This is a genomic window from Amycolatopsis sp. (assembly GCF_036008905.1).
Taxonomy (GTDB): domain Bacteria; phylum Actinomycetota; class Actinomycetes; order Mycobacteriales; family Pseudonocardiaceae; genus Amycolatopsis.
Window position 1 is genome coordinate 57012 of the sequence record NZ_DASYMU010000059.1, and the last position, 12482, is coordinate 69493.

Annotated in this window: 15 protein-coding genes; 10 read left to right on the forward strand and 5 right to left on the reverse strand. The window is 67.7% G+C overall.

Annotated features, from left to right (window positions below):
• Positions 1–50 precede the first annotated feature (50 nt).
• Positions 51–602: a 3-phenylpropionate/cinnamic acid dioxygenase subunit beta gene (locus VGP60_RS11710; RefSeq protein ID WP_327547970.1), complete on the reverse strand. Its 552-nt coding sequence runs from the start codon at positions 600–602 to the stop codon at positions 51–53.
• The gene (locus tag VGP60_RS11715; RefSeq protein ID WP_327547971.1) at positions 599–1921 is read right to left on the reverse strand and encodes an aromatic ring-hydroxylating dioxygenase subunit alpha; all 1323 of its coding nucleotides are present in this window, start codon (positions 1919–1921) and stop codon (positions 599–601) included. The genes VGP60_RS11710 and VGP60_RS11715 overlap by 4 nt, the downstream gene beginning before the upstream one ends.
• A gap of 266 nt (positions 1922–2187) precedes the next feature.
• Between VGP60_RS11715 and VGP60_RS11720 the strand changes: the two genes are divergently transcribed.
• Positions 2188–2496, forward strand: a complete 309-nt coding sequence (locus VGP60_RS11720; protein WP_327547972.1) for a hypothetical protein — start codon at positions 2188–2190, stop codon at positions 2494–2496.
• Between the two features lie 992 nt (positions 2497–3488).
• Complete coding sequence (locus VGP60_RS11725) at positions 3489–3932, forward strand: Hsp20/alpha crystallin family protein (RefSeq protein WP_327547973.1); 444 nt, start codon at positions 3489–3491, stop codon at positions 3930–3932.
• 240 nt (positions 3933–4172) lie between these two features.
• On the opposite strand, the gene VGP60_RS11730 is transcribed toward VGP60_RS11725, so the two are convergent.
• Positions 4173–4571, reverse strand: a complete 399-nt coding sequence (locus VGP60_RS11730) for a hypothetical protein (protein ID WP_327547974.1) — start codon at positions 4569–4571, stop codon at positions 4173–4175.
• 16 nt (positions 4572–4587) lie between these two features.
• Here VGP60_RS11730 and VGP60_RS11735 point away from each other — a divergent pair, with 16 nt between their 5' ends.
• The 3 genes from VGP60_RS11735 to VGP60_RS11745 all read left to right on the forward strand — a co-directional run bounded on the left by VGP60_RS11735 (position 4588) and on the right by VGP60_RS11745 (position 8458).
• The gene (locus VGP60_RS11735) at positions 4588–6702 is read left to right on the forward strand and encodes a glycogen debranching N-terminal domain-containing protein (protein ID WP_327547975.1); all 2115 of its coding nucleotides are present in this window, start codon (positions 4588–4590) and stop codon (positions 6700–6702) included.
• A 38-nt stretch (positions 6703–6740) separates the two neighbouring features.
• Positions 6741–7826, forward strand: a complete 1086-nt coding sequence (locus tag VGP60_RS11740; RefSeq protein WP_327548007.1) for a glycosyltransferase family 4 protein — start codon at positions 6741–6743, stop codon at positions 7824–7826.
• Positions 7827–7933: 107 nt separating this feature from the next.
• A complete protein-coding gene (locus tag VGP60_RS11745; RefSeq protein WP_327547976.1) occupies positions 7934–8458 on the forward strand; it encodes a DoxX family protein in 525 nt (174 codons plus the stop codon).
• Positions 8459–8559: 101 nt separating this feature from the next.
• Here the strand turns inward: VGP60_RS11745 and VGP60_RS11750 are convergent, their stop codons facing one another.
• Positions 8560–9174: an HSP18 transcriptional regulator gene (locus VGP60_RS11750; protein ID WP_327547977.1), complete on the reverse strand. Its 615-nt coding sequence runs from the start codon at positions 9172–9174 to the stop codon at positions 8560–8562.
• A gap of 96 nt (positions 9175–9270) precedes the next feature.
• Between VGP60_RS11750 and VGP60_RS11755 the strand changes: the two genes are divergently transcribed.
• The 3 genes from VGP60_RS11755 to VGP60_RS11765 all read left to right on the forward strand — a co-directional run bounded on the left by VGP60_RS11755 (position 9271) and on the right by VGP60_RS11765 (position 10533).
• Positions 9271–9711 (forward strand): Hsp20/alpha crystallin family protein, encoded by a 441-nt coding sequence (locus tag VGP60_RS11755; RefSeq protein WP_327547978.1) that lies wholly within the window; start codon positions 9271–9273, stop codon positions 9709–9711.
• Between the two features lie 211 nt (positions 9712–9922).
• Complete coding sequence (locus tag VGP60_RS11760) at positions 9923–10396, forward strand: DUF6292 family protein (RefSeq protein WP_327547979.1); 474 nt, start codon at positions 9923–9925, stop codon at positions 10394–10396.
• Complete coding sequence (locus VGP60_RS11765) at positions 10393–10533, forward strand: hypothetical protein (protein WP_327547980.1); 141 nt, start codon at positions 10393–10395, stop codon at positions 10531–10533. Before VGP60_RS11760 ends, VGP60_RS11765 begins: the two co-directional genes overlap by 4 nt.
• 393 nt (positions 10534–10926) lie before the next feature.
• On the opposite strand, the gene VGP60_RS11770 is transcribed toward VGP60_RS11765, so the two are convergent.
• Positions 10927–11574: an FMN-dependent NADH-azoreductase gene (locus VGP60_RS11770; RefSeq protein ID WP_327547981.1), complete on the reverse strand. Its 648-nt coding sequence runs from the start codon at positions 11572–11574 to the stop codon at positions 10927–10929.
• 84 nt (positions 11575–11658) lie between these two features.
• Here VGP60_RS11770 and VGP60_RS11775 point away from each other — a divergent pair, with 84 nt between their 5' ends.
• Together VGP60_RS11775 and VGP60_RS11780 are read left to right on the forward strand one after the other, a co-directional pair.
• The gene (locus VGP60_RS11775) at positions 11659–12120 is read left to right on the forward strand and encodes a MarR family winged helix-turn-helix transcriptional regulator (RefSeq protein WP_327547982.1); all 462 of its coding nucleotides are present in this window, start codon (positions 11659–11661) and stop codon (positions 12118–12120) included.
• 86 nt (positions 12121–12206) lie between these two features.
• Positions 12207–12482, forward strand: a complete 276-nt coding sequence (locus VGP60_RS11780) for a hypothetical protein (protein WP_327547983.1) — start codon at positions 12207–12209, stop codon at positions 12480–12482.

The window sequence follows — 12482 nt, forward strand, 5'->3', positions numbered from 1 at the left end:
CTGAAGCCTCCAGTGTCACCAGGAAAAACGACTGCGAAAGAACTAAAGTGCTAAAAGAAGATGCTCATGTTCTTCGCGAGAATCACGGTCTGGTCGAGGTAGATCGACCGGTTCGCGATCAACCATCCGTAATCCGCGTCGTCGCTCTGCCGGAGCACGTCCTCGCGGCAGCCGACGAAGATGTCGACGTCACGGTCGAGGCGGCCCCGGTAGAGCAGGATGTTGCAGCGGACCAGCAGTTCGTCGGGGGAATCCCCCGGCTCGATGACCACGTTGTGCACCATGTGCCTGGTCCGCGAAGGCGGTTCCTCCGCCCACGCCATACCCGACCTGATCCGGGTGACCCGCTCTTCCAAGCCACGCTTGGTCTCGTCGAAATGCGAGACCTCGTCGCGCCGCGAGAATTCCTTGTCGAGTTCGCGCTCGTAGCGAACTCCGCGGGTCGGCATCCAGTAGTACGTGTCGTCGCTGAACAGGTCGAGCCATTCCTCGAACCGGCGTTCGTCGAGGAACCTGGCTTCCTGGTACAGGTACTGCTCGATCTGATGCTGAAGCTCGACGCTGACCGAAGTCACCGGGGAGCTTTCGAGTTGTGCGGTCATAGAGAAGCCTCCGCTGCCTTTTGCACCGATGCCATCAGTTCGTCCCAGGACTGGCCGCTCGCCATGTCGGCCCACCGCTTGTAAAAGCCACGTGCCGCCATTTCGCAGTAGACCCGGTTGATCTTCCCCGGGAAATCGGGGTCCTCGTAGGTTTCGTGGCCGAGACCCATTTGCACGTTGAAGCTGCTCTTCTTCGCGATGTGCCCGCGGAGCACGCGCTGGATCTCGCTCCAGTTCTCGCCGTCGTCCTGCTCGAAGAGGCCCGCCACGCTGAACGTGCGGCCGGTACCGACCCGCTGCGCTTCCTTGACGTCGGCCGGGGCCTCCTTGTCCACCACGGTCCAGGCCCAGACCTCCATCTCGTTCGGGCCCTTCGGGTGCCAGATGCGCAGCGTGTTGATGCCCGGCAGGAAGGAGAAGTTCGGGAACAGCGTCGCGTGCGCGCCGCGCATACGCTCGGCTCGCGCCTCGCCGAGCCGCCCGATCGCCTCCGGATTGCCACCCTGGAACCAATCCGCCGGCTTCTGCCCGACGATGTTCGCCAGCACGTCACCCGATTCGACGAAGAACCCGGTTCCATGGCCCAATTCCGAGCTGAACTGGCGGCCCTTCGTGCCGTCCATGGGGAAGACTTCTTCGTCGACGTCCTGGTCGTCCGGCGTCAGCGCGAGCACGGCCGAAGCGTGACTGATCGGCGCGTGGTACATATCGCTGCAGAACTGCTCCGCGGCGAACTTCCAGTTGGCCGGGAACACCCACCGGTGGGCCCCGCCGATGAGTTCGGTACCGGCTTCGGTCCGGTCGGCGAACGCGTCGAAATAGAACCGGAAATCGCCGATGTAGTCGAGAAGGGAAGGCGCTTCGGCATCCCAAGTGGCGAAGATGAACCCCTTGTAGCTGTCCACCTTGGCGACCTTGATGGCGCCCCATTCTTCTTTGTTGATTTCGTCGTGATAGGCGTCGTCCTCACTGGGGACACCGACGAGATTCCCGCTGAGGTCGTAGGTCCAGCCGTGGTAGCTGCAGGAAAAGCTCTTGGCCGTACCCGCGTCAGCCCGGCACAGCCGCATTCCGCGATGCCGGCACTGGTTCATGAAGACGCCGACCGAACCGTCCCGTTTGCGCACGACCAGCACCGGGTCCTCACCCATATACGTGGTCACGTAGTCGCCTCGGTTTGGCAGCTGACTGTCGTGTGCGAGGAACAACCAGCACCGGGCGAAGATGTTCCTCAGCTCCTGCTGGTAAATTTCTTCGTCTTCGTAGATTCGGGGGTCCAGCGTGCCTTGCTGGACGTCGACCAAATCACTGATGTCCATTGCCAATTCAGGCCTCCTTCGAGCTGTGCCCTGGGCCTAACGCGTCTTGCCGCCGCGTTGGTTGGCCTAGTGTGTACTCGAGCACATCTGGTGGACATCCGGGAAAAGTACGGAAACCTACGCGGAGGTAGCGGTGTCATTGAGCGGAACGGAACAGGTGGACGACACCGGGTTGCGCGGTGCACCATGACTGCCATACCCGTGACTGATGCGCCAGTGAAGGCGCAAGCTCTCCGCGACGTCGGGCGAAACAGGAAGCCCCCGGCTTGTTCAACGACGAGGACCTGACGCTGGGGATGACCGACGGTCACGCCATCCAGCAGGAACTCGTCCTACTTCTGTTCGCCGACGGTGGACGCACTATCGGGCTGAATGGCTTCATCGCACCGAAAGTCGAGGCGGCGATCGTCTTCGTGCTTGCCTGGCCGGAGACGGCAGCGCCATCCAGCAAGAACATGGTGACCCCTGGCGCAAGCAGTGGCGACTCGCCGTGGTCTTCGCCTGCCCAATCCATCACCGGCTGCTTCGCTACCGCTGCCCGCACTGCGGGGTTGCGCGCTGCGGCCGGCCGCTAGCAACGCCCGCATCATCCCGTTCCCCAGCCTCGTCCAGCATCCGGCTCAGTGCCGTGGCGCTACCGGAGGCCCGACGAGCAACACCAGGCCCTCACCATGCAGGCAACGGGTTGATCACGACGTCGAGCCGGCTTCCGCCGCTGGCGACGATCGTCTTGAGCGGCTACTCGCTTCCAGGAAGCTGGTGAGCGCGGCTGCGGATTCGAGCGCCATCCGCGATGGCGTACACCGAGATCCATCCCTGCGCGCTGGTACCACCATCCACAAAGGATGGTTGGAGCGACGACGGCCAGGATGACGATGGTGTCGCCCACGCAGGGGTGCCATCTGGCGCGATGGCAAGGACGTCACGGTTGCCGGTGTTCATCAAAACTCCTTACATAGTGCTGTTTTCGTTACTTACGAGGGCCGAAATCGGGTCAGGTCATCGGATCTACGCTCTGGTTTGGACATCGAGCTAGCGGGCTCCATGCGTCAACGTGACCCGGAAGTGTCGGTGTATCCCAAGCGCCCATCGGTGTTCGTCCACTTCGGTGGTCTCCGTCGGCCAGAACAGCCACCCCGACTGTTGGAGCTGCTGCCGCGACGTCCCCGCCCGATCGGCAAAGGACCTTTCCGGCTGAAATCGAGTCGCCGATGCCGACGAGCGGGCCGTAGGGATGGTCGTGACGTAGCTGGTCATGACCGCTAGCCAAGGTTTGCTCACGCCTGGTCGATGCCACGGCGATGTTCTGCACGTAGGTCGGCGACTCGTGCGCCTTGCCCATGTGGGCGGGCGGCAGGTGCACGGCGTAGCTCGACAGCGAGGTTCCTGGCGCGGTTCCTAAGTGGATTTGGTGCGTTGGATCGTGTTCCAGTCGCGTGACGAACGCCACAAGAATCCGGGAACACAGCGCGGCGTCTGATCGTCTTCCGAAGTGGAGGGCCTGTCAGGGGCGACTTCCCCGGCAGAGCCGACCACAAGTCGATTTTCCGGAGGAGAGGTGAGAACCATGGCACTGCCTGTGCTGCGTTCGTCGGACACGGTGAGCCGGTGGGATCCGTTGCGTGAGTTCGAGGATCTCCGCAGCGGGCTGGACGAGTGGCTGCAGTCGGCCTTCAGCGGCGTGGCCGCGTGGTCCCCGCTGGCCGACGTGTCGGAGACGGCAGACGCCTACGTGGTGGCTGTCGATCTGCCCGGCGTCAAGCGTGAGGACGTCACCGTCGAGCTGGTGGGCACCACGCTGGCGATCACTGGTGAGCTGAAGGAGCGGGAGCAGACCGGGTGGTTCCGGTCCCGCACTCGTCGGCGAGGCCGGTTCGAGTACCGCACGGCGCTGCCGCACGAGGTCGACGCCGACCGGATCGAGGCGAATCTCAACGACGGCGTGCTGACCGTGCGGATCCCGAAGAGCGAGGCCATCAAGCCGCGCCGGATCAAGATCACCGGGAAGTGAGCAGTCGCGGGGGCCGGCCGGGCCGGCCCCCACAGGTCCGCACCTGGAGGGAGTAGTGAGGATGCGGCCCCCGGTGGCTGATCCGTCAACCGCACGACGCTCGCGACTCAGTGCAACGGAGGTGGCCGCGAGCGCTCTGGCCGCCGTGTCCGGAGCCGTCGCGGCCTCGACTCTCGGGGTCGCCGGAACCGTTGCGGGCGCGGCCCTGGCCAGCGGCCTGAGCACGGCGGGTGCGGCGCTCTACGAGGACGCCCTGCGCCGCACCCACGACAGAATTCGCGTCGCACCGCCGCAGTGGCGGCGGGTCGCGATAACGGCCGTCGTGGCGTTCGCGCTGGCGATGGGTGTGATCACGCTCGGGGAGCGGGTGCTGGGCAGGTCCACCGCCGACACGATCCGCGGCACGCCCAGACCGAGCGCTCCGGCGATCGTCCAGCTGATCGATCCGCGACACGGCGCGCACTCGCGGGCACCGGCCTCCGTTCCGGCGCCACCGACCTCGACGACGAGCGCGGTGCCGACGACGTCGGTGACGCCGACCAGCGCCGTCTCCACGCCGCCTGCGCCGACCACCACCACACTGCCGATACCGACCACCACGCCGGCGAGCGGGCCGATGCCATCGCCGCCGGCATCCACGACGGAAGGATGATCGATGACCGACGGTTGGACCTTCGCCGGCGAACCTGCCCGGCTCAGCGGTGGCACGGTCAGCCTGCTGGAGGGTTCGTCGTTCTGCCTCTGCGAGCAGACCGGGGACATCAACCGGGGTTCCCCGCACGGGCTGTTCTTCCGCGACACCCGCATCCTGTCCGAATGGCAACTCCGGCTCGACGACGAACCCGTCGAACCACTCGCGGTGATGGCCGAAGCGCCGTATCGCGCGACGTTCCTGGGTCGTGGCCGGCCTCGGGCCGGGCTGGCCGACAGCACACTGCTCGTCGAGCGCCAGCGGTTCGTCGACGCCGGCATGCGCGAGGACATCGTGCTGCGCAACCTTGGCCCCGAGGCCGCCGCGTGCACGCTGGCCATCCGGGTCGGGGCGGATTTCGCCGATCTGTTCGAGGTGAAGCAGGGCAAGATCCGACGCCACGGCCACCACAGCATCGAGCACGGCGACGGCCGGCTGCGGCTGGCGCGGCGCGGGCGGGACCAGGACCGCGAGGTGCACATCGTCGCCGAGGGCGCCGTCACCTCCGCGGACACGATCACCTTCCGGGCGGTCGTCCCGGCACGCGGCACCTGGCGGACCACTGTGCAGGTCTCCCCCGTGGTGGATGGCAAGGAGTCCCCGCAGTCCTTCCCGCAGGACCGGCCGGTGGAGCAGACCGGTGCGGCGCTGCGCTCGACCGAATGGCGGGAAACAGGACCAGGCCTGATCGCGGACGACGACGCGCTGCGGCACACGCTCGCGCGCAGCCGCAGCGACCTTGGCGCCCTGCGGATCTTCGATCCCGACCGGCCGGACCGGGCGGCCGTGGCCGCGGGAGCGCCGTGGTTCATGGCCCTGTTCGGGCGCGACTCGATCATCACGTCGCTGATGACGATCCCGCTGGATCCCTCGCTGGCGCTCGGCACCGCGCAGACTCTCGCGCGCTACCAGGGAAAGCGAGTCGATCCGGTCACCGAGGAGGAGCCGGGGCGCATCCCGCATGAACTGCGCTTCGGCGACGCGTCGCCCTTGCTCGGCGGCAATGTGTACTACGGCACCGTCGACGCGTCGCCGCTGTTCGTGATGCTGCTCGGCGAGCTGCGCCGGTGGGGCGTGGACCGCGAACAGGTGCACGCGCTGCTGCCGCACGCCGACGCGGCCCTCGCGTGGATCGAGCGGTATGGCGACGTCGACGGCGACGGGTTCGTCGAGTACCGGCGCGCCACCGACCGCGGTCTGGTCAACCAGGGCTGGAAGGACTCCTGGGATGGAGTCACCTTCGCCGACGGCCGGATCGCGCAGGCCCCGATCGCGTTGTGCGAGGTGCAGGGCTACGTCTACGCCGCCTACCTCGCCCGCGCGCTGCTGGCCGACGATGCCGGTGACGCCGCAGGCGCGCAGCACTGGCGGGAGCGGGCCGCGCGGTTCAAGCGGGCGTTCAACGAGCGGTTCTGGCTGCCCGAGCGCGGCTGGTACGCGCTCGGGCTGGACCGGGACAAGCGGCCCATCGACTCGCTCGCGTCCAACATGGGCCACCTGCTGTGGACCGGCATCGTGGACGACGACAAGGCAGCCGCCGTCGCGGATCGACTGCTGTCCCCGGAGATGTTCAGCGGCTGGGGCGTGCGCACCCTGGCGACCACCATGGGCGCGTACAACCCGGTGAGCTACCACAACGGCTCGGTGTGGCCGCACGACAACGGGATCATCGCGGCCGGGCTGATGCGGTACGGCTTCGTCGACCACGCCCAGCGGGTCGCCTGCGCGGTGCTGGACGCCGCGGCGGAGTTCGACGGTCGGCTGCCCGAGCTGATGTGCGGCTTCGACCGGTCCGAGTACCCGCGCCCGGTGCCCTATCCGACGGCCTGCTCACCGCAGGCCTGGGCCGCGGCCACCCCGGTCGAGCTGCTGCGGGTGCTGCTGCGGGCCGAGCCGTGCCTGCCGCACGGCCGGGTCCGGCTCGATCCCGCGCTGCCGCAGCGATTCGGCGCGCTGCGCCTGCGTGACGTGCCGCTCGCCGGCGCGAGCGTTTCCATCGACGTCCATGATGGACAGTCGCGAGTGGACGGTTTACCAGAGGGTGTGCAGGTGGTACGGCAGGCGTGCCCCTGCGACTGAGAGGAGGAACTGTGAGTAACCACCCGCTTCGGATCGCCATGGTCGCGCCACCGTGGTTCGAACTGCCCCCGCAGGGTTACGGAGGCGTCGAGGCGGTTTGTGCCGACCTCGTCGACGCGCTGGTCGCGCGCGGACACGAGGTGACCGTCATCGGCGTGGGACACAACGGAACCCGCGGGCGGTTCCGGCGCACCTACGACACCCCGCAGGGCGCGCGCCTCGGGGAGCCGATGCCCGAGATACTGCACGCGGCGGCGGCCGGCCGGATCCTGGATGAGCTGGACGTCGACATCGTCCACGACCACTCGCTGGCCGGTCCACTGCTCGCCCGCGGCCGCGAGGTCCCGACTGTGGTCACGGTGCACGGCCCGGTCGGTGGTGAGTCCGGCGAGTACTACCGCCGGCTCGGCGACGGCGTCCGGCTCGTCGCGATCTCGGACGCGCAGCGCCGCATCGCGCCGGACCTCAACTGGTTCGCGACGGTACACAACGCGATCGACGTCGGCGGCTTCCCGTTCCACGAGGACAAAGAGGACTGGGTCCTCTTCCTCGGCCGCTGCACGCCGGACAAGGGCATGCACCTCGCGATCGACGTCGCCCGCGAGGCCGGCCGGAACATCGTGCTGGCTGCCAAGTGCAGCGAACCGGCGGAGATCTCCTACTTCGAGACCGAGATCAAGCCCCGCCTCGGCCCCGACGTCGAGTGGCTGGGAGAGGTCGGCGGTGAGCGGAAGAAGAAGCTGCTCGCCAAGGCGCGCTGCCTGCTTTTCCCGATCCAGTGGGAAGAACCCTTCGGCATGGTCATGATCGAGGCCATGGCCTGCGGCACGCCCGTGGTGGCCCTGCGGCGCGGCTCGGTGCCCGAGGTGGTGACTCACGGCCGCACCGGCCTGGTGTGCGACGAACCGGCCGAGCTGGCCGACGCGATCAACTCCGTCGACCGGATCAGCCCGGCCGCATGCCGCGCGGACGTGCTCCACCGGTTCCACCCGGACGCCATGGCCGCCGGCTACGAGCGAGCCTACCGGCGGGTACTCGCCGACGCCGGTTGGGAACGTACGTCGCCCCTGCGGCCGACGCGCGGCCGGAATTGGGCCGGGCAAAACCTGCTTCCGACCGGGTAGCCGGCGAAGCGGATTCACAATAGGCGGAAGCTCTTGCGGCATAAGGGTTTCCTCCGCCTACGTGATCGACAACAGAGTATGGCTCCACTATTGGGAGGTGACTTGTCATGGACATCGGTCTGGTGCTTCTTCGTTTGGTGGTCGGGCTGTTGATGGCCGGTCACGGCGCGCAGAAGCTGTTCGGCTGGTTCGGCGGTCATGGCGTGCCGGGCACCGCGGGCTTCCTCGAGTCGCTCGGCTGGCGGCCCGGGCGACTGTACGCACTGCTGCTCGGCGTGGCGGAGTTGTTCGGCGGTCTCGCTTTGGCGCTGGGCTTCGCGACTCCGCTCGCGGCCGCGGTGCTGATGGCGGTGCTGGCCAACGCGGCGCTGGTCGTTCATGGTCGCCACGGCCTGTGGAACACCGCGGGCGGGTATGAGTACCCGCTGGTGCTGATCGGCTCGGCGCTGGCGCTGGCGTTCACCGGCCCCGGTCGGTTCAGCCTGGACCACCTCGCCGGTTGGGCGACGGGTGGTATTGCCTGGGGCTTCGCCACCGTCCTGGTCGCTGTGCTGGGCACTGTGGCCGGCCTGGCAGCGCACGAACACGGTGCGCGCACTGGGCACGATCGGACGGTCGGCCAAGCTGCCTGAACTCGCCCGGGCACTCCCGAACGGCTGTGAAGGCCTCCTTACCGGCGTTGTGTGTCGGTAAGGAGGCCTTCACAGCATCCGGCACGGGTTCCGCGGGAAGGTCAGCGCTGGGTGCGGCGCTGGTTGGCGGCGTCGCGGCGAAGCCGGTCGGTGTGCTCGGCGATGGCCGTCAGCTGGTCGGCGAGTCCCTGGTGGTGTTCGACCACGTGCGGGTGGGTCGCGGCGAGCGGGCTGAGCAGGTCCGCGGGGTTGTCGGTGCCAAGTGCGTCGCCGACTCGGTCGGCGCTGTTCTGCGCCGTGGCACCGAGCCCGTCGAGGGCGCTCACCTGACCGGCCAGTTTCCGCAGGGACCCGGCGTTGCGGCGCGCCCACTCCGCGACAGCGCGATCGCCGGCGCGTTTGTCTCGCCGCGCGTCGACCCGGCCTTCACCGGTGGTCTCGCCGGTGTCGGATGGCTGCAGCCGCAGGTAGCGCCGCTCGGCGGCCTGCCTGCTGGCCACCCCGAGTGCCGGGGCCAGCGCGGTCCAGCTGATGCCGTTCGAGCGGGCCGCGCTGATCAGTTCCGGTTCCCATGCACTGAGTTCGTCGCGCAGCACGCGCAATGCGGCCAGCGCGTGCAGCAGCTTCTCGCGCTCCGTGACACCGTCGCGGGCGGCGACGACCACGGCGCGGATGTCGCCGAGAGTTGTGATCGGGTCGTCGTCCACGTGTGTCATCCTCCTGACGACAGACTTCTTGTCATCGATGCGATGACATTCTATAATGAACGTGCGTGTTGACACCAGAGACATGGCAACAGGAGGTGGAACCCGATGTTGATGCGCACCGACCCGTTCCGCGAGTTCGACCGGCTGACCAAGCAGGTGTTCGGTGACATGCCGGGGACTTGGTCGAGGCCGGCGGCGATGCCGATCGACGCCTACCGCGCCGGCGACGAGTTCGTGGTCTGCTTCGACCTGCCCGGCGTGGACCCCGCCGCGATCGAGCTGGACATCCAGCGCAACGTGCTGACTGTCAAGGCCGAGCGGCGCCCGCTGCCCAGCGGCGACGACGTCCAAACGCAGGTCTCTGAACGGCCGCTGGGCGTGTTCTCCCGCCAGCTATTCCTCGGCGACACCCTCGATACCGAGCACATCAAGGCTGACTACGACGCCGGTGTCCTCACCGTGCGCATCCCGGTCGCCGAGAAGGCCCGGCCGCGCCGTATCGCCATCGGCACCACCGGCGGCGAGCCCAGGGAAATCGAGGCCTGACCGCCGGGACACCACAGCCAGGACAAACAGAGGCAGGTGATGCGTATCGGCCTTGAGTCACACGAAACCATCCTTGCCGCGCCGCCGTGCTCCCTTCTCGGCACGTAGCACCGACGGCGCGGCACTCCGCCGTGGGCGGGGGCCCATTCGACCGCGGCTCTCCGGCCCCCGCCCACTCTCCGCCCCGTCTGGCAGAAAGGTTCGCTCAGCAGTGACCGCGTCGCTCGACATCTCGCTCCATCAGCACATCGCCATTCGCGCGCTGCGCAGCTACCTACGCGCGGTGGGCGACGAACTCGGGGTGGGACTGGAATCGGCCACCATCGACCACGACACCCCCGTCTCGGCCTACCTCGCCCTCGACACCCGGCTGCCCCACTGCCCCGACCGCGACGTCGCCCTGCTGTGGGACGAGGAGCATGGCTGGGCCATCGCCAAGGAAACCCACTCCGGCGAAGACCTGCTCGTCCTCGCCTACCTGGGCGGCCCGACAATCACGCCCTCACCCAAAAGAGTCGCGCGGTTCGTCAACGCGCTGTACTGCGACGACCGGACCGTTGGCCTGCCGAACCCGCCTGCGATCCGCGCGGGCGGCAGCCCGGAGGAGCTGGCAGCTCAACTGCTCGCCTACCGTCCCACCCCCACGGTCGCGGAGCCGAACGCCGAAAGGCTTTTCCAGCCATGACTGCGGCGTCCGCACCCGCTCCGGCCGAGGGCGACGGCGTGCTGCCGCTGCCGCTCAGCTTCCCGCTGACCCTGCGCGGCTACGACCGGGAACTGGTCCACGAGCGCGCTGAGCCGACAGCGGTCAGCAGACGATGATGGTCCCGTTCAGCGAGTGCCGTGTTTGGCAGGCAGTTTGTCCCACATGGCCTGCATAGCAACGGCATGGCCAACGGTGTCGTAGGGCCGCAATGTCATCTCCACGTCGCGCACGCAGCCCGCTCCCGGCGGCGTCGCCGTCACGGACCAGACGCACGTCTCCGGGCCGCGGGGCGCGGGAATGCTCATCGTCGGCGCGGATCGAGAATTCGCCCCGATTCATCAAGTCGATCACCCGGAGATCCATCCGACAGCGCCCGCCCGCACCGGTGACGTTCATCGTGAGTCCGGCAAGGATCGAGAGATCCGGTATGACCCCCGCTCGGTGTTCTCGTTCGGCGATGCCGTGCACGGGGCTGGCGCCACCTTCGGGACGGACCGGCGGGGTTGCCGTCAGATCCGAGCGGACACCGGAGCCCAGAGAGCGTCGATCTGTCGCTCGGCCTGCGCGAGGCTCTCCTTGGCAAGGGGAATCAGTTCCGCCATGGCGGGGTTCACCTCGGCGAGGGTGAGTTGGGCCGTGATGAACCGCGGTTCCAGACCCATCCCCGCCACGCCGTGCGGGAGCCACGCCTCCGCGTGGTCCCAGCCTTCCCGGGGCGTCCCCCTGTTGTAACCGCCACCACGTGAGGCAAGCACGATGAACTCACGGCCTCCGAGCAAACCGGCCTGCGTCTCGGCGTCGACCGACAGCCCGGGCGCGAGGAGATGGTCGACCCAGGACTTCACACCGCTGGGCGCGGCGAAGTTGTAGAGCGGAAGCCCCAGCAGGACCGTGTCGGCTTCCTTCACCTCGCTGACCAATTTCACGGTCAGCTCCCACGACGCGGCCTGGACGGGGGTGTGCTGCTCGGGCGGCAGCCTCCGCGCCAGGAGGGTCTCCTCAGTCAGGTGCGGCTGTGGGTCTTTGCCCAGGTCACGATAGGTGACGGTGCCTCCGGGATGCGCGGCGCGCCATGCGTCGGCCGCCCGGGCGGTGAGCTTGCGACTGACGGAGCGATCGCCCTGGATGCTTGAGTCGATGTGCAGCAGACGAGCCATGTTGCTAACCCTTCACAAGTCATTTGTGCAAGACAAGCCATTTATAACACACAGATAATATGTTCCTCAGGTAAAGTGACGAGCATGGCTTCGTTGCCCGCCGACCAGCCGGTACATCGCACAGGTGCGCTACTCGATCACCTTGCGCGGCGCATGCGCCTGCGGGCGGAATCGGTACTGGCCCCACTTGGGCTACGCCAGCGCCACCTGGTGGCCCTCACGGTGCTCAGGGCCCGTGACGGCAGCACACAACAGGCACTGTCCTCCACACTGATGATGGACGGGACCAATATCGTCGGACTGCTCAACGAACTGGAGGCCGAGCAGCTGATCGAGCGGCGGCGCTCTCCCGAAGACCGCCGCCGCCATGTCGTGGAGCTCACCGCGAACGGTCTCCAGCGGCTCCACAAAGCCGAGTGCGCGCTCGCCGCGGCCGAAAACGAGGTGCTCAGCGCGCTCGACGACGCGCAGCGTGAGGCGCTGTACAACCTGCTCCATCAGGCAACCGGTGCTGAGAACTGCAACGAACCCCCGGGTGACTGCTAGCAGTCCTTCCTTCAGGAAGCCCCCCAGCAGGTCGCAACGGCACCTGATTCGCATTTCTTCCCAGAATGCGCCGCGAGACCGACAGGATGCGAACGGATCGCGGACACCCCAATGCCTCGACGGCGAACCGGTCGCTGGTCGCACTGCTGACGCTGGACATCACCTGGACAACCGCACTGTTCGTGCTCGGTGGCGGGGTCGGGAACCAGGCGGCGCTGCTGATGGCGACAGCACGTCTGACCGGCCTCTATGGGGCGCTGGTGCTCGCGCTGCAACTGGTCCTGATCGCGCGGATTCCGTGGCTGGAACGACGGCTGAAGGTGGGCCGGCTGACCCGGTGGCATCGGCGGGCAGGGTTCTAG